Source organism: Larkinella punicea, assembly GCF_003334855.1.
Lineage (GTDB): Bacteria > Bacteroidota > Bacteroidia > Cytophagales > Spirosomataceae > Larkinella > Larkinella punicea.
Genome location: NZ_QOWE01000009.1, coordinates 40,729 through 56,690, shown reverse-complemented (window position 1 = coordinate 56,690; position 15,962 = coordinate 40,729). Strand labels below are relative to the sequence as shown.

The following is a 15,962-nucleotide window of genomic DNA, read 5'->3' as shown; positions in this document are numbered from 1 at the left end:
ACGCCTGGAACTCTTAGAATACCGATTTGCTATTAACATCGGACCCCTCTGGGGTCAGTCATCTCACAGTTTGCGTTAACTTACTCATACCTGTCAGGTTTTGCGATTTCAATGAAGGTTATCACTTTAGCCAGACCTGCCAGGTTTTCAAAACCTGGCAGGTGTATTGCTTAACATTTAGTTAACATTGCGATCAAAAGTTTACCGTACTTTTGAGCCAAATTGATTTGTTGAGTTTTTTACTAAGACTCAGTTTCACAGACTTGTATCTGCATGTTCGGATTAGAAACGGATATTTTTATCCTCCTCGCACTTTGTCTCTTCGCTGCCTGCGCTTTTGAATTTGTCAATGGATTTCACGATACGGCCAATGCCGTTGCTACGGTTATTTACACAAACTCCCTGAAACCCAATGTAGCCGTGGTCTGGTCGGGCATCTGGAACTTTATAGGTGTGTTGCTGGGCGGTATTGGCGTGGCCATGGGAATTGTCAATCTCTTGCCCGTCGAATTGCTGGTCGATCAGAATGTGTATCACAGCATTGCGATGGTTTTGGCACTCCTGTTCAGTGCCATTATCTGGAACTTGGGGACTTGGTATTTTGGTCTGCCCAGCTCAAGTTCGCATACCCTGATTGGCTCGATTCTGGGCGTTGGACTGGCTTTTTCAACGATGGGTCGGGCGGGTGAACCGGGAGGGGTCAACTGGGAAGAAGCGACGAAAATCGGGAAGGCCCTGCTGCTTTCTCCGTTGATCGGTTTTAGCCTCGCCATTATCCTGATGTTTCTGTTGCGCCGGTTGGTTAGCAACAAAGACCTTTTTAAGGAACCCAAGAAAAATACGCCCCCGCCGACCTGGATTCGCTCCATTCTGATCATTACCTGCACGGGCGTTAGTTTTTTCCACGGGTCGAACGACGGGCAGAAAGGCGTCGGGCTGATTATGCTGATTCTGATTGGGATTACCCCGGCTTATTTTGCCCTCAACAACACCATCGATCCGACCACGATGCGTGGCAATCTGGTGCAGATTTCACAAATCGTCAACAAAATTGATACCACGGGGCTGTCCGACACCGATCGGGGCCGGGTGGCCGGAACAAAAGCAGAGATTGTTGATTTGCAGCGCGTAATCAGCCTTCCGCTGGTGGATGGGAAGTTCAGGGCCGAAGAGCGGTTGCAGATTCGCCGGGACTTGCTGCTGATCAACAACAATGTCAAAAAGTTGATGGAAAGTGAAGATGTCGACCTGAGTGCAACGGACATCAACACGCTGACGACGAACCTGAACGAGAAAGTGGGCTTACGCCGGTTTACGGACTACGCACCGTTTTGGGTCATTCTGATGATCGCCCTGTCGCTCGGCCTGGGTACGATGGTAGGCTGGAAACGGATTGTGGTCACGATCGGCGAGAAAATCGGGAAACAGCATCTTACCTACGCGCAGGGTGCTTCGGCGGAGTTGGTAGCCGCGACGACCATCGCCCTCGCTACGCTTTACAAAGCACCGGTCAGCACGACCCACATGCTGTCGTCGGGGATTGCCGGGAGTATGGTGGCCAGCAAAGGGATCAAAAACCTGCAGGGCGGAACCGTTCGGAACATCGCCCTCGCCTGGCTGATGACATTGCCGGTTTCCGTGACGCTGTCGTTCACCCTTTATCTGCTTTTCCGCTGGATTTTGGATTAACGTATCCGCAGAATCAAGTCCGTGGACTACAACCACGTCAGTTTCTCTTTCGGAATATCCTGCTCAATGGCTTCCCGCACTCTATCGATCAGGGCGTCGACCGACTCATCTTCGTCATATTGCAAAGGCGGTTTGAAACGTACGCTTAACTGCGTATTTCGCTTTTTAATCCGCAATCCTTTTTTGTCGAAGGCCCGCCGAAAACCGTTGATCACCACCGGGATCACAATCGGCTGGTTGTTTTTAAGGATGTGCGCCGTGCCTTTCCGGATCGGCGCGTAGGGGCTCGTGGTTCCCTGCGGAAAACTAACCACCCAGCCATGTTCGAGGGCTGCGGCAATGCGGTCATTGGCCGTATTATCGACTTCCCGTTTCACATCCTGCCCCTTCGCCCGCCAGGAACGCTCGACCTGAATGGCTCCTCCCAACGAAAAAATACGCGGTACCAAACCGCCTTTCATGGTTTCACTGGCGGCAACGTAATAGTTACGGGCGCGGGGCCAGAACAGATAGACCGGGGGCGCAATCGTGTTGGTAAACCCCCATTTGACGCTACAAAAAATGTGGTAAAACGCAATGACATCGGCAAAATACGTCTGATGATTGGACAGAAACACCACGTTGTTGATCGGCAAATCCTTCAAATGCTCAGTCCCCTCAATGGTGAGTTTGTTGTAAACCGTATACCGGAAGTAGGAGATCCAGCCGACGATGGCAATCATGATTCGCTTGATGAACAACGAGTTACCGAAGGGGTCTTTTTCGAAAAACCCCAAAAAATCCAGCCTGTCAAGCGGTTTTGGTAAAAAACTGTAGCGGGTTGGTTTTTTCTCCGTCATTATTCAAAGTTTTGGCGTGGTCGAACAGGTACTAAAGCGGCAAAAGCAATGCAATGTTTTCGGTATAAAGTACTAAAAGATCCATGATTTTAACTAATTCTGAACAAAATGCACCCGGTCATTAATCCATTGTCGCCGACGCCTGTCCAAGCATCAGATTGCAAAACCAACCGGCCCTTTTGAGATCAGAACGTAAGCTACCGGTTTGCCATCGAACAACCAACCAATCTTTTTATCGACCATGAAACGCTTTACATTGGCAGCACTCGCTGCGCTGACCTTTTTTCTTATTCAAACGGCATCGGCTCAGGTTCAGGTTGGCTTTCGGGCAGGAGCCAATTGGGGGGCGGTTTCCAAACCCGAGTTTTTAGACAGCTTTTCTCCCACCTTCCGCCTGTCTCCCGGCCCAACCGGCGCGTTGTTTCTGGAAGTTCCGGTGAGCGACCGCGTGAGCATCCGCCCCGAACTTTCGTATGTACAGAAAGGCTTTGTGGTCGATGAAGGGTTTGATCTGTCGATAGGCAACTGGGATTTGCCACTGGGTGCCCGTGTGGCCTACCAGACGCGGTATGTGGAACTGCCGGTTTTGGCCAAAATCAACCTGAATGAAGGACCGGTTCAAGTCTATATGCTGGCGGGTGCTGCCGCCGGTTACGCTGTCAACGGTCGGATTCGCACCCGCACCAGCGGTATTTTCCGGAGCCAGCCCATCGATGTCGACATGAATATGAATACGATGGGCTATAACCGCTGGGATTTCAGTGCCATTGGCGGACTGGGCTTTAGTGCCGAAGCCGGGCCAGGAAAATTCTTCGTCGAAGCACGCTATGAACACGGTTTTTCGCGGCAATATGATTTACCCTTTCTTCAACTTCCCATCCGCAACCGCGGACTCAGCGCGTCGATTGGCTACTCGTTCGCGATAGGGCAGTGAAGGGAGCGTAATGAATGATAAATATTAAATGTAAAATGATGAATGTAGAAGTTAAGTAGCTCATCCATATGCACTTTATCATTTCGCATTCATCATTTTATATTTAATATTCATTAGAAGACAGTTTGTGTGTGTTTAAGGGTTAGAGTTGAATTGGAAAAGCCCGGTGCGTTTGCGCCGGGCTTTTTTGCAATGGTTCGGGGGCATTTCGGATTAGAGAACGCCTTTCACAAAGCCGAGCACACTGTCCAACTGACTCTTCACAGCAGGCTCCGCAGCTTTTGCCGCAACGCCCCCTTTACTCAGCTTCGAGAGTCCACCGAGGGCCGTTGTGATGAGTGAATTGCCCGTACTGGCACTGCTTCCGCCCAGCGCCGAGAGACCGGTTTTAACCAGATTCAGGTTGCTGGTCAGTCCGGTAACTTTCGAGAGCAGGTTCCCGCCCCCCATGAGTTTTTCGACTTGATTGGCACCGAGGGCCATTTTGGCCAGGCTCACGGCTTTCTGCAAAATATCGCCTTTCAGCAAACCGCTTTGCGCCAGCGGAATCAATTTTTTCAGGTTGCCGACCTGCCCCAGCAATTTGTCTTTCAGACTTCCGGTGCTGCTTTTGGCTTCGGTTTCGAGGGCCGTGGTGCCGGCCTGCAACGCTTTCACTGTGCCGGTTTTGTCGCCTTTCGCATTGGCTGCTACGGCTTTATCGAGCAGGGCCGCTGTTGAGTCGGAGCTGATCAGGAGGGCGTGAAGCGACGTGATGGCACCCCGGGCCGGTGCTGCGGCCGATGCGGTTGACGCATAACTGATGGCTGCGATCGAAGCCGCAAAACAGAAAATGATTTTCTTCATAGTAGCATGGTTTTTAGCGTTTTTTCAAGCGAATTGGGCTGGCCTGATAGGCACGCAGAAAGTTAATGCTTTTACAAACATGAAAGGCAAGGCGACTTCTTTTAGTTTTTTGGAAAACCGGCCGCTGGGCGTACACTTTTGTCCGCATTTGAACAGAGATTGTCCGCCTTCGTACACTTGAAAAGTAAATGTAAATTCTTGTCTTCTGATTATCAATTAGTTGTAAAATTGATATTGCCTTGGCACGGCGTTGGCATTATAGATCATCGAACAGGAAACAACAACGCTAAGACATAAACAACACAATACTAAACAACAAATATCATGATGAATTTACTGAGTAACCTGATTTGCACCGCTATCCTGAGTACTACCCCAGTTGACAACGGAACGGCTCCCAAAACCCTCACGTTCGATGCCAGTGCCTACGTGACCATCAACAACCAAATCCGGGTTGCGGTCGAGAAAACCGCCCTGGAACCGGTGGTCGTTCTGTTGCGTGATAAAAACAATCGGGTGATGTTTCAGCAATTTGTGGGCAAGAAAGAACAGAAGTACGCCGTCAAACTGAACGTTGCGGAACTGCCCGATGGCAAGTATGAACTGGAAGTAAAATCGAAAGAAGGCAGCATTGTCAAAGAGGTGAACCTGGGTTCGGAGCCGGTTGAAGCGCCAACGCGACTGGTGGTCATGAACTAACAACTTCGGGTATCTAAATCATAAAAAAGGCCAGGTCGCTCCTGGCCTTTTTTATGATTTACTGTACGTACTTTTTCCGATCATTCGCCTGCCGATCCACCATCCAACCCGGATATTCGGGAGCCAGTTTGCTGATGTCATCCAGTTTTTTCAGGTCGTCGGCACTCAGAACGACGTCGATTGCTTTGAGGTTGTCTTCGAGTTGTTCCGGTTTTTTGGCTCCGATAATAACCGTGGTTACTGCGGGTTGGTGCAACAGCCACGCGAGCGCGATCTGGGCTACCGAAACGCCTTTTTCTTCGGCCATCGGTTCCATCACGTCCAGAATATCGTATGCTTTTTCCTTGTTGACCGGCGGAAAATCAAAATTCACCCGGCGGGAATCTTCCGGTTGTTTGTTGCGACCGTATTTGCCGCTCAGCAAACCGCCCGCCAGCGGGCTCCAGACCATCAGGCCCACTTTCTGATCCAGCAGCAGCGGAACGATCTCACGCTCCAGATCCCGACCGGCGATGGTGTAATACGCTTGCAGGGACACGAATTTGGCCAGATCCTTGTGTTCAGAATACGACAACGCTTTCATCAAATGCCAGGCTGCCAGGTTGCTGCAACCGATGTAGCGGACTTTCCCACTCTTCACCAGATCGTCTAACGCCCGGAGCGTTTCTTCCAGCGGAGTCAGAAAATCGAAACCGTGAATCTGGTAGAGGTCGATGTAGTCGGTGTTCAACCGGCGCAGACTTTCCTCGGCCTGCTGCACAATGTGTTTCCGGCTCAGGCCGATCTGGTTGGGTCCTTCACCCATTTTACCCCGGACTTTGGTGGCAATGACCAGATCATCGCGGTTGAGACCGAGGTTTCGAATGGCCTGACCGGTAAGTTGTTCCGACACGCCTTCGGCATAGACATTGGCGGTGTCGATAAAATTAATGCCCGCATCAACCGAGCGTTTCAGAAGCTGATCGACCGGTTCCTGCTCCAGTTTTCCAATGGCCGCCCACATGCCCGTGCCGCTTCCGCCAAAGGTCATGGTGCCTAAACAAAGCTCGGAAACCAGTAATCCGGTGTTTCCCAAGAGGTTGTATTTCATAGTGTGTGATGATTTTGGGTTTGTCGGTACCGCTTCAGGCTGCTTTGGGAAGCGTTATACCGTTCATTCTAACAAAACCAGTTGCAATTCGTTTCATTGAACAAATGATGTTATTGTTATGCGCCCGATTGTCATGTTTCTCGTTTTTAGTTTTTCCGCTGGTGTCTGTTTGGGACAAAGCGATACCGTTCGGCAAAAACCGCAACAACTCCCGACCACGATTGCGCCCGTGGTGACGCCTTCGAACAGTGTACCCTTGACCAGCCCGGCCGCCGAACCGGTATCGACGCCGGGCAAGGTCATCAGCCCGCGCGAGGGAAGAGGCAAACGCAAGGTCAGGGTCGTTCCGCCGAGCGATCCCAATGCCTTTGGCGTGGGGGCAACCCTGGAAAAACGTGATACCACCCGGCGGAAGGACAATTAATCTATTGATTTTGCAAGGTGATCGAACCACCTGCTTGCAGCTTCAACGTCACAAAACCGGGTTCTGAAGGTTCAACGGTCGCCTTTTGTGAGGTTTTGATAACGTAGGTGTTGAAAGGCAGTTTAAGGCGGGATGTACCGCCCTGGGTGGTTTTTACCGTAATCTCTTTCACGATACCAGCGCGTTTTTGGGCACTGACCAGAAAAGCCCCTTCCGTTCGTAAATCCGTAAAACCGGCGTCATTCCAGGTGGCGGGAATGGCCGGAAAAATTTCGATAAAACCGGCGTAACTCTGAATCAGCATTTCCTGCAAACCGGCAGCAAACGCAAAATTCCCTTCCAGCGTGAACGGTCGGTACGTAAACTTCGATTTTCCGGATTTGGTCTGATCGCCGTTCAGGTGAAACGAGTTGACTGAACAAAAGGCCGAGGCAAAAGTATGAAGGGCTTCGGCGGCTCCCGATCCGTCTTTCGCCCGCGCTTTCAGACTGCCCAGCCAGGCGTAGGAATAGCCACACCACCAATCCGGCCCGACGCGGTCGAGCAACGCCAGTGAATTCCGAATAATCTGCTGGGACTTTTCGCCGTCTTCCCACCGAATCAGCCCCAGCGGATGAATCGCCATGAGGTGCGAAAAATGGCGGTGGGACTCATTGTAGGGCAAACTGGCGGCAAACATCAGTTCGTTTCGGTCGCTCAACGCAAAATCACCAAACTGGTTTTGAATAGTCTGCCAATGCCGGGTATCCGCTTCGTTGCCCAAAGCCGTCGCCATTTCGGTTGCGGTTTTAAACACAAACTTCATGAGGGACAAATCGTAGTTGGTGTTGGTGGGAAACCAGGCTTCCAGTTTATTATCCTTGATTTCCGGACTCGAACTGATGGGCAGTTTTCGTTTCCCGTTTTCATCCAAAACCGTCAGTTTTTCCAGGTGCTGCGCCACACCTTTCAGCCACGGATAGGCTTTCTGGCGCAGAAAAACCGCATTGTTGCTATACCGCCACTGTAAATAATAATGCTGCGCCAGCCAGGCCGAAACCGTGGGCGAGAGCGAATACTGAATCCAGCCGCCCATTTCCTTGCCCGTCAGTGTGGTGACGCCCGGAACGGCAATCCCGTCGGTTCCGAAATACCGTTTGGTGTAGTCGCGATACGTCGGCAAATTCTCTTCCAGGTGATTGATGTACCCGATGCTTTCTTCCAGGTGATTCCCGCTGTAGCTCGGCCAGTAACTGAGTTGCGTGTTCAGGTCGTGGTGGTAATCGCCTTTCCAGGGTGGAATCCGGCCATTGTCGGCGGTCCAGACGGCTTGGAGCGAAATCGGTGGGGCATCGGCACGGGCGGTCGCGCCAAATTTGTAGGTTTCCAGATACCATTGTTTTTGCAGCAGGGAATCCGGCACCTGAACCGACGACTTCGACCAGAACCGTTGCCACCAGCTTCGGTGCGAAGCCAGAGCAGCGGCAAAAGTTCGGGTGGTCGACGTAGTTTTTGCTAAACTGGCGGTTTTCTTTTTTTCGGGATACGCCGACGCAATCGTCCAGGTTCCTTCCAGCGTGTTGGCTTTCTGAACCCATTGAATGGTAACGTCGTACGAAAAACCGCCCCAGCCGGTCTGGTGATACGTAATCTTGTTTTTTTGCTGTAAAACGGTTCCTTGTGGATACCCTAAACGCACCAGATCGTCGCCATCGACCACGGCATTTTCCGCTTTTTCCTGAATCGATTTTCCGTAAGCCGGCGGAATGAGTTCCAGCGCAAAGTGGGCCGGGATCTTCTCGAAGCGAAACCAGCCAACCGGTTCTGTCGCGTGGACGAACGAACGCAAAACCGCTCCGTTCTGCCAGGTTACTTCCGCAACAGCCTCCTGAATGAGCAGCCGGGCCGACTGCACGGACCCGAGGGCCGTCGTGTTGAATTCGAGAGCCGCCCCCGGAATTTTGGTCGGGCCGGGTTCTTCATCATACGGTTTATCGAAATACTGCTGAACGATCTTGTAGTCTTTTTTCATGACCTGATTCTGCACCCACCGGTAGCTGAATTCGGGCCGGTCGAGCCCGCGCATCGGGCGCAGATCCCACAAATCCACCCGATCCAGCGAAAACCGGAGACGGTCGTTTTTCTGCCAGATCAGTGCGCCCAGAACGCCGTTTCCCAACGGGAGGGCTTCGTCCCAGCGGGTGGGGAGTTGCGAAAACCGTAGATCCTGCGGGCTGATTTTGAGCGATTGCGCGGCAGTCGGCTGAGGGCCTAACAGAAACCAGCAGGCGATTCCTGTCAAAAATGAACGAATTTGATTTGCACAGATGGTAGTCGGGATCATAAAAGGGTAGAGGGCGGTATTTTACGGAAGGCAAGGTCTACAGGCGTACGCAAAAAAGCAAATGAGATGAAAGAAGTGAGATGAAAGAATAAAGACCAGTTGGGTGGGTAGTGAATGGTCTTTTTTCTCCCGTCTTTTCTCTTTAATCCCGGATGCGTATCTTGCCGTCCAACAAAACCTATTCCCATGAACCGATTTAGAAATTTCCGCTTCGGCACTTTGCGCGATTCCATTCCTTTTGCCATTCTGATAGCGCTCTATTTAGTTGTAAACCAGGCCGCTCAGGCCCAAACCGGCTCGTTGGCAGATGTCAGCTTTATGGAAGGCCGGTGGAAAGGAACCTTCAACGGCGGGCCGATCGATGCGGCCTGGGCCGCTCCGCAGGGCGACAACCTGGCCGGTTTTATGCGCATGATGAAAGACAACAAAGTGACGATGTACGAACTGTTGATCTTTGAGCAAACCGAAAAGGGGCCGATTGTACTGGTCAAACACTTCAAACCCGGTTTGATCGCTTCGGAAGAAAAAGACGTATCCGACCGGTATTCGTTCATCGAGGCCAAAAAGAACCAGGCCTTATTTGAGAAATCAGACGGCTCGATCCGGATTATCTACGAAAAACGCTCGGACAACCAACTGGTAATTCAACGCGGTAATCAGAAAGACGGCAAGTGGGTTTTCGCCGATTTGTTTGTGTTTGACCGGGTTCGGTGAGGAACTCGGCAAAGGGGCGGTGTGTTGTGACGTGAAGCCCGTATACCGGGCAACACCCACCGCATGAAAAAAGTCTTAAAAAGAATGGCCCTGATTCTCGTTTCCCTCCTCATTCTCCTGGTTATTGCCGTCGTTGCGTTTGTGAATTTTGCTCCCCAGTTCGGCGAAAATCCGGCGGGTGAGCGGCTGAAACGCATCCAGGCTTCCCCCAATTTTAAAGACGGTACGTTTCAGAATCTGGTGCCGACCAGCCTCGATATGTCGGCGGGAAAAATGGTGTCGGCCACCTGGAAAATGCTGACGGGCGTGCCGGGAGCCGAGCCAACCGATACCATCCAAACCGTCCCGTTCGACCAGGCGGTTTTTGAAGGCAATGGCGGACCCGAACAGGTCGCCATTAGCTGGTTTGGGCATTCATCTTTGTTGATTCGGATTCAGGGAAAAACCTTGCTGACCGACCCGGTTTTTAGCGAACGGGCGTCGTTTGCGTCCTTCAGTGGCCCAAAGCGGTTTCCCTTCGATCATTACATGAATGTGGATGAACTGCCGCCGGTAGACGCCGTTGTGCTGTCGCACGACCATTACGATCACATGGATTACGAGACTTTTACAAAGCTGAAAGGAAAAGTCAGCCGGTTTTTCGTGCCGCTGGGCGTGGGCGCGCATCTCGAAAAATGGGGGATTGCTCCGGAGCAAATTACCGAACTGGACTGGCATGAATCCACTAAATTCGGTGATCTGACGCTGGTGTGTGCCCCGGCGCGGCATTTTTCCGGTCGCAGCCTGACCAACCGAAACGGTACGTTATGGTGTTCGTGGGCGTTGTTGGGAACGCAGAAACGGGTGTATTACGGGGGCGACACCGGCTATTATCCGGGTCTGAAAACCATCGGCGAGAAATACGGCCCCTTCGATATTGCTTTGCTGGAATGTGGCGCCTACAACGAAGACTGGATCGATATTCACATGATGCCGGAACAAACGGCTCAGGCCCAACTGGATGTCAAAGGCGACCTGTTGATTCCGATTCACTGGGGGAAATTCAATCTGGCCCTGCACACCTGGCGCGATCCCATTCAGCGGTTGATGAAAAAGTCGGCCGAACTGGGCACCAAAGTCGCTACGCCCCGCATTGGCGAAGTGGTCGTTCTGGGTTCGACGGTTCCGACCGGGCGGTGGTGGGAAACCATGCCCTAACTCTACAGCCGGTCTACCAAGCCTTTCATCATTTCCACAAAATACGCGCCGTTTTCCGGCCCGAACCAGTTCATCGTTCTGGTCTCGTACGAATTCTTGTGGTAATATTTGTCGGGCGTAATGTAACCGATATACCCGCCGTTGAAACTCGTGACCATCAACTGAAAACCTTTCCGGTCGGCTTCCTGCCGGAGTTCGGCCACCAGCTCGCCCGAAAAATCGCAGGGCGTGCCAAGCAAAACCGTCTGACCGATGCGCAACGCCTTCAGGTCGGAAGGGTAGTCGCCGTAAACGGAATGAAACAGCCAGCCACGTACCCGCCAGTCTTCGATGACACGGGCCTGCGGTTCACGCAGTTGCAAGGGCAAGGTCAGAATTTCCAGCGTGCTGTCGGGCTGGGTTTTAACCTGGGGCAAGGTCGGCAGAATCCGCGCGGTCAGCGTATCGGCGTAGGTTCGGATGGTGGCAAATTCGTCTTTCCCCGGCGTGGTTTTCGAACCGGTGCTGCCCACCGAACCGGCCATGAAGGCCACAAAGCTGCCGGTTTGTTTCTCCAGCCGGTCCACCAACGCTCCTGGATAATCACGGCTGAGGTATTGATAATCGGCCGCCCGGAAAATCGTAGCGTGTGCCCCAAACGTACAGAGGAGGGCCGATTCGCCGGTATTTTTTTTGAGTTTCAAAAGTCGCACGTTTGCATCCACTTTTCCCTCTTTGTTCATCCGGTTATACACCAGATCGGGGGCGTCGAACTGCGAAAAGCCAACTTCCACCGGAGCCATCTGCTTCTCCGCCAGCACAATCGATTTCAGAATGGTATCCGTAATGTGATCGACGACCCGCTGGTCAAAATCGCCGGCAAACAGTTCGCCGACCAGACCGGGAGCCCAGCCGCCCAGGCTGTTGTGGCTGTGAATGGCACCTGTGAACACCTGATCCCATTGAAAACCGATTTCCGGCAATCTTTTTTTAAGTTGCTCGGTTACGGTGGGGGGCGTGATGAGTAAATCCAGCGCAATAATGGCTACTTTGGTGCCGCCGTTGCTGAGAACGATGGTCCGGACAAAAATGGAATCGCTGACCGTTGACCAGTGCTGGCCTCTTCGGGCCCCGTAACCGCCCGTCGGCGTGGTGAACGAGGGCGTCAGGTTGGTCTTCGCCCAGCCAGCCCGCAAACCCGTCTGCGGATTGGGTGGAGGAGCCAGGTCCAGCAGTTGTTGCCGCGTATACCGGTAATAGTCGGTTTTCCGGTATGGCTGATCATCGACGGGTGCCAGGCTGACGGCTAAAAACAGGAGAATGGCCGCAACCAGACCCAACAGCACTTTGAAGAAGATACGGAAGTATTTCATGATTTTTGAAGCCCAAATCTAACAAAATCTAACCTTGTATCCTCAAATCCAGTTAATAGCTAAAATTAGTTTATCGTTTAGTAAATATGGGTACCCGGTACTGTTAAATTATTTTCTTGATTTCCAGTGCGTTCAACTGTGTAAAACCATAAATTTTAACTGATAAACCCGTTTAACACGACAGGTGATTATTTTTACGGATGCAAGCCAGCACAACCCCATCGAAAACGGATACCACCCCTAAACCGGTCGTTTCCCGGCGGCTCGACCGCATGTTTCTCGCTCTCAGCGACGTCGCGTCGTTTGTCGGGCAATTTTTTAAGGAAGTTTTTGTTCCGCCCTATGAAGGAAAGGAAATTGTCCGGCAATGTTATGAGGTGGGCGTTCGTTCGCTGCCGCTGATCTCGCTGACGGGTTTCATCACCGGCATTGTGTTTACCAACCAGTCGCGCCCGTCGCTGGCTACCTTTGGGGCTACTTCCTGGCTTCCCTCGCTGATTTCCATTGCGCTGGTTCGGGCGCTGGCTCCGCTGGTAACGGCCCTGATTGCCTCCGGGCGGGTGGGCTCCAACATCGGGGCCGAGCTGGGCTCCATGCGCGTGACGGAGCAGATCGAAGCGATGGAGGTTTCGGGCACCAATCCTTTCAAGTTTCTGGTTGTTACCCGGGTCATTGCCACCACCTTCATGATCCCGGTTTTGGCGATGTTCTTCGTTTTTCTGGGCGTACTGGGGTCCTATGTCAATGTGGCCCAGAACGAAGAAACCAGTTTCATGTCTTTTATTGAAACCTTTTTTAGCTCGATTTCCTTTCTGGACATCAACTCCACCGTTGTGAAGGCCCTTATTTTTGGATTTACCATCGGCATTGTGGGATGTTACAAGGGCTACAATTCGTCGAAAGGAACGGAGGGGGTCGGAAAAGCAGCCAATGCCTCAGTAGTTACATCGATGTTTCTGGTTTTTATCGAAGAACTGTTGTTACTCCAAATCATCAATGCCATTCGCGCTTCGTAACGCATGAACACGAAAAAAACGGTCAATCACCCGAAGGAGTCTGTCATTGTGATTCGGGACCTGAGAATTTCGTTCGGCGATTTGCACGTTCTGCGCGGGGTCGATCTGGATTTGTACCAGGGCGAAAATCTGGTGGTACTGGGTCGCTCGGGAACGGGCAAGTCGGTACTAATCAAGATTATTGCCGGTTTGCTGGAGCCGGACGAAGGGACGGTGAACGTGCTGGGTGAGGATGTGTCCAAACTCAAAAAACGGGAACTGGACGCGTTGCGGCTAAAGCTGGGATTTTCCTTTCAGAACAGCGCGCTGTACGACAGCATGACTGTTCGCGAGAACCTCGAATTTCCGCTGATCCGGAATGTTCGGAACCTGAGTCGCAGCGACATCGACAAGGCCGTCGAACAAGCCCTGGAGGATGTTGGACTGAGCCAAACCATCAACCAGATGCCATCGCAACTGTCGGGCGGACAGCGCAAGCGGATCGGCATTGCCCGGACGCTGATTCTGAAACCGGAAATTATGCTCTACGACGAACCCACGGCGGGTCTGGACCCCATTACGTCCAACGAAATCAACAACCTCATCAACGAGGTTCAGGAGCGCCACAATACCTCATCGATTATCATCACCCACGACCTGACCTGCGCCAAAACCGTTGGCGATCGCATTGCGATGTTGCTCGATGGCCGGTTTGAACGGCAGGGCACGTTCGAGGAAGTTTTCGAAGATTCGAACGATGAGCGCGCAAAACAGTTCTATGAATACAACTTTGTTAATTAAACCCCTAAATCCCCTAAAGGGGACTTTAAAATCCGGCTGTAGTTGCGTCCAAGTCCCCTTTAGGGGATTTAGGGGTTAATAAACCAGGGACAACGGTAAAAAAAGACATACTCCATACCTCAAAAAAACATTAAATGAAAGCGGCAGAAAATAAGCGGGCCATCACCGTCGGGATTTTTGTGTTAATCGGCATTGTGATTCTGGTTACGGGAATCATGGTGCTGGGCGGGCAGCAGAAGCGGTTTGTCAAGAGCATCCGTGTGAACGCGATTTTTGACAACGTCGGCGGGTTGCAGGCCGGTGCGAATGTCTGGTTTTCCGGTGTAAAAATCGGTACCGTTCGCCGGATTCAGTTCTACGGAAATTCGCAGGTCGAAGTGACCATGAACATCGAGGAATCGAGTCAGCAGTATATCCGCAAAGATGCGCTGGCGGCCCTGAGCACCGACGGGTTGATCGGGAATAAAATCGTGGAAATCGTTGGGGGCAGCATGAAAGCAGGAACTGTAGAAGACGGTGATATTCTGCACGCCAAAGCCGCCCTGAATACGGATGAAATCATGGCGACGCTCCAGCAAAACAACAACAACCTGCTGCGCGTCACGTCCGATGCCAAAAAAATTCTGGACGAAGTATTGAAAGGAAAAGGCATGGCGGGGGCGGTTTTGCGGGACTCTACAGTGGCCAATCGCTTTAAAAATACAATGGCTAACCTTCAGATTGCTTCGAGCGGGGCGGCTGAGGCTACCAAATCGCTGAGTCAGGTGTCGAACTCTTTGAACCAGTATGCCGGAAAACTGAACACGAAAGGCACGTTGGCCAGCGATCTGGTGTCCGACACGGTTATTTTCCACGACCTGCGGATGTCGTCGGCCAAACTGCGGCAGGTGTCGGGCACGGCCGCCGAAGCGACGGAAAACGTCAAGCGGGCGAGTGATAAACTCAACAGCAGCGACAACGCCATCGGGATTCTGCTCAACGACAAGGCCGTGAATAAGAACCTGAAAAATACGATCCGGAATCTGGAAAGCAGCAGCTATAAACTCGACGAAAACCTGGAAGCCTTGCAGCACAACTTCCTGTTACGCGGTTTTTTCCGGCGTCGGGCCAAAGAAGAGGCCAAACAAAAAGAAGCGGCTGCAACAGCCGCCACCGTTACACCCGACACGAGCGTGCGCAAGTAACGACACGGAAACCGTATCTTTGGGTCATGGTAGCAACCCAACCCATTGGCGTGTTCGATTCCGGCTACGGGGGCCTGACGGTTCTGAAGTCGATTGTTCAGCAACTGTCGCAGTACGATTATATTTATCTGGGCGACAACGCCCGCACGCCCTACGGAACGCGCTCATTTGAAACCGTTTACGACTACACGCTGGAATGCGTTCAGCACCTGTTCAATAAAGGGTGTCGTCTGGTCATTCTGGCCTGTAACACGGCTTCCGCCAAGGCGTTGCGCAACATTCAGCAACTCGATTTGCCAACCCTCGCGCCCGACCGCCGGGTATTGGGCGTCATCCGGCCTACGACAGAGGTCATTGGAACGTATTCCAAAACCGGTCACATCGGAATTCTGGCCACACGCGGAACGGTGACGTCGGAGTCGTATGTGGTCGAAATCGAAAAGTTTTTCCCGGATTTAAAAGTTTATCAGGAAGCCTGCCCGATGTGGGTGCCGTTGGTCGAAAATGGCGAACACAACGGCCCCGGTGCCGATTATTTCGTTCAGAAACACCTCGACCGGCTGTTGCAACAATCGCCGGAAATCGATACGCTTTTGCTGGCGTGTACGCATTATCCGCTCTTACTCCCCAAAATCCGGCAATTCGCTCCCGAAAACCTGACGATTCTCAGCCAGGGCGATATTGTTGCCAAAAGCTTGCAGGATTATCTACACCGTCATCCGGAAATCGACGCCCAATGCAGCAAAGGCCGGACGCTGCACTTTTACACCACGGATTCGGCGGAAGAATTTGAACAGAAAGCCGGGTTGTTCTGGGGAAAGCCGGTGCGGGCGGAGCGGTTGACGTTGTAGGAAATGAGTATAAAAGACGCGCCG

Annotated in this window: 15 protein-coding genes; 10 read left to right on the top strand and 5 right to left on the bottom strand. The window is 52.2% G+C overall.

What is annotated here, in order from left to right:
- The first annotated feature begins 273 nt into the window (after positions 1–273).
- Entirely contained in the window at positions 274–1,689 is a 1,416-nt protein-coding gene (locus DUE52_RS12265; protein WP_114406313.1) for an inorganic phosphate transporter, read from the top strand.
- Positions 1,690–1,715: 26 nt separating this feature from the next.
- Here DUE52_RS12265 and DUE52_RS12260 read toward each other — a convergent pair whose 3' ends face one another.
- A complete protein-coding gene (locus DUE52_RS12260; protein ID WP_114406312.1) occupies positions 1,716–2,528 on the bottom strand; it encodes a lysophospholipid acyltransferase family protein in 813 nt (270 codons plus the stop codon).
- A gap of 241 nt (positions 2,529–2,769) precedes the next feature.
- On the opposite strand from DUE52_RS12260, the gene DUE52_RS12255 reads away from it, so the two are divergent.
- The gene (locus DUE52_RS12255; RefSeq protein ID WP_114406311.1) at positions 2,770–3,462 is read left to right on the top strand and encodes a porin family protein; all 693 of its coding nucleotides are present in this window, start codon (positions 2,770–2,772) and stop codon (positions 3,460–3,462) included.
- Between the two features lie 213 nt (positions 3,463–3,675).
- Here the strand turns inward: DUE52_RS12255 and DUE52_RS12250 are convergent, their stop codons facing one another.
- Positions 3,676–4,308: a hypothetical protein gene (locus DUE52_RS12250; RefSeq protein WP_114406310.1), complete on the bottom strand. Its 633-nt coding sequence runs from the start codon at positions 4,306–4,308 to the stop codon at positions 3,676–3,678.
- Between the two features lie 324 nt (positions 4,309–4,632).
- On the opposite strand from DUE52_RS12250, the gene DUE52_RS12245 reads away from it, so the two are divergent.
- Positions 4,633–5,007 (top strand): hypothetical protein, encoded by a 375-nt coding sequence (locus DUE52_RS12245; RefSeq protein WP_229312149.1) that lies wholly within the window; start codon positions 4,633–4,635, stop codon positions 5,005–5,007.
- Between the two features lie 58 nt (positions 5,008–5,065).
- Here DUE52_RS12245 and DUE52_RS12240 read toward each other — a convergent pair whose 3' ends face one another.
- Positions 5,066–6,097, bottom strand: coding sequence for an aldo/keto reductase (locus DUE52_RS12240; RefSeq protein WP_114406309.1), 1,032 nt, complete (start codon positions 6,095–6,097; stop codon positions 5,066–5,068).
- A gap of 118 nt (positions 6,098–6,215) precedes the next feature.
- On the opposite strand from DUE52_RS12240, the gene DUE52_RS12235 reads away from it, so the two are divergent.
- Positions 6,216–6,521 (top strand): hypothetical protein, encoded by a 306-nt coding sequence (locus tag DUE52_RS12235; protein WP_114406308.1) that lies wholly within the window; start codon positions 6,216–6,218, stop codon positions 6,519–6,521.
- Position 6,522: 1 nt separating this feature from the next.
- On the opposite strand, the gene DUE52_RS12230 is transcribed toward DUE52_RS12235, so the two are convergent.
- Positions 6,523–8,802, bottom strand: a complete 2,280-nt coding sequence (locus tag DUE52_RS12230; protein ID WP_133299828.1) for a glycosyl hydrolase family 95 catalytic domain-containing protein — start codon at positions 8,800–8,802, stop codon at positions 6,523–6,525.
- Positions 8,803–9,030: 228 nt separating this feature from the next.
- On the opposite strand from DUE52_RS12230, the gene DUE52_RS12225 reads away from it, so the two are divergent.
- On the top strand, positions 9,031–9,558 hold the full coding sequence (locus DUE52_RS12225) for a DUF6265 family protein (protein ID WP_222930275.1): 528 nt from the start codon (positions 9,031–9,033) through the stop codon (positions 9,556–9,558).
- Positions 9,559–9,621: 63 nt separating this feature from the next.
- On the top strand, positions 9,622–10,755 hold the full coding sequence (locus DUE52_RS12220; protein ID WP_114406306.1) for an MBL fold metallo-hydrolase: 1,134 nt from the start codon (positions 9,622–9,624) through the stop codon (positions 10,753–10,755).
- A 2-nt stretch (positions 10,756–10,757) separates the two neighbouring features.
- Here DUE52_RS12220 and DUE52_RS12215 read toward each other — a convergent pair whose 3' ends face one another.
- Entirely contained in the window at positions 10,758–12,107 is a 1,350-nt protein-coding gene (locus tag DUE52_RS12215) for a neutral/alkaline non-lysosomal ceramidase N-terminal domain-containing protein (protein WP_114406305.1), read from the bottom strand.
- 200 nt (positions 12,108–12,307) lie between these two features.
- Here DUE52_RS12215 and DUE52_RS12210 point away from each other — a divergent pair, with 200 nt between their 5' ends.
- The 4 genes from DUE52_RS12210 to murI all read left to right on the top strand — a co-directional run bounded on the left by DUE52_RS12210 (position 12,308) and on the right by murI (position 15,938).
- The gene (locus tag DUE52_RS12210) at positions 12,308–13,123 is read left to right on the top strand and encodes an MlaE family ABC transporter permease (protein ID WP_114406304.1); all 816 of its coding nucleotides are present in this window, start codon (positions 12,308–12,310) and stop codon (positions 13,121–13,123) included.
- A gap of 3 nt (positions 13,124–13,126) precedes the next feature.
- Entirely contained in the window at positions 13,127–13,903 is a 777-nt protein-coding gene (locus tag DUE52_RS12205) for an ABC transporter ATP-binding protein (RefSeq protein ID WP_114406303.1), read from the top strand.
- 134 nt (positions 13,904–14,037) lie between these two features.
- Entirely contained in the window at positions 14,038–15,087 is a 1,050-nt protein-coding gene (locus tag DUE52_RS12200; protein WP_114406302.1) for an MlaD family protein, read from the top strand.
- A gap of 26 nt (positions 15,088–15,113) precedes the next feature.
- Complete coding sequence (murI, locus tag DUE52_RS12195; RefSeq protein WP_114406301.1) at positions 15,114–15,938, top strand: glutamate racemase; 825 nt, start codon at positions 15,114–15,116, stop codon at positions 15,936–15,938.
- The last annotated feature ends 24 nt before the right edge of the window (positions 15,939–15,962 follow it).

Excerpts from the sequence above, each read along its gene's own strand:
- DUE52_RS12265 (WP_114406313.1), top strand. The coding sequence starts at position 274 with ATGTTCGGATTAGAAACGGATATTTTTATCCTCCTCGCACTTTGTCTC.
- DUE52_RS12260 (WP_114406312.1), bottom strand. The coding sequence starts at position 2,528 with ATGACGGAGAAAAAACCAACCCGCTACAGTTTTTTACCAAAACCGCTT.
- DUE52_RS12255 (WP_114406311.1), top strand. The coding sequence starts at position 2,770 with ATGAAACGCTTTACATTGGCAGCACTCGCTGCGCTGACCTTTTTTCTT.
- DUE52_RS12250 (WP_114406310.1), bottom strand. The coding sequence starts at position 4,308 with ATGAAGAAAATCATTTTCTGTTTTGCGGCTTCGATCGCAGCCATCAGT.
- DUE52_RS12245 (WP_229312149.1), top strand. The coding sequence starts at position 4,633 with ATGATGAATTTACTGAGTAACCTGATTTGCACCGCTATCCTGAGTACT.
- DUE52_RS12240 (WP_114406309.1), bottom strand. The coding sequence starts at position 6,097 with ATGAAATACAACCTCTTGGGAAACACCGGATTACTGGTTTCCGAGCTT.
- DUE52_RS12235 (WP_114406308.1), top strand. The coding sequence starts at position 6,216 with ATGCGCCCGATTGTCATGTTTCTCGTTTTTAGTTTTTCCGCTGGTGTC.
- DUE52_RS12225 (WP_222930275.1), top strand. The coding sequence starts at position 9,031 with ATGAACCGATTTAGAAATTTCCGCTTCGGCACTTTGCGCGATTCCATT.
- DUE52_RS12220 (WP_114406306.1), top strand. The coding sequence starts at position 9,622 with ATGAAAAAAGTCTTAAAAAGAATGGCCCTGATTCTCGTTTCCCTCCTC.
- DUE52_RS12215 (WP_114406305.1), bottom strand. The coding sequence starts at position 12,107 with ATGAAATACTTCCGTATCTTCTTCAAAGTGCTGTTGGGTCTGGTTGCG.
- DUE52_RS12210 (WP_114406304.1), top strand. The coding sequence starts at position 12,308 with ATGCAAGCCAGCACAACCCCATCGAAAACGGATACCACCCCTAAACCG.
- DUE52_RS12205 (WP_114406303.1), top strand. The coding sequence starts at position 13,127 with ATGAACACGAAAAAAACGGTCAATCACCCGAAGGAGTCTGTCATTGTG.
- DUE52_RS12200 (WP_114406302.1), top strand. The coding sequence starts at position 14,038 with ATGAAAGCGGCAGAAAATAAGCGGGCCATCACCGTCGGGATTTTTGTG.
- murI (WP_114406301.1), top strand. The coding sequence starts at position 15,114 with ATGGTAGCAACCCAACCCATTGGCGTGTTCGATTCCGGCTACGGGGGC.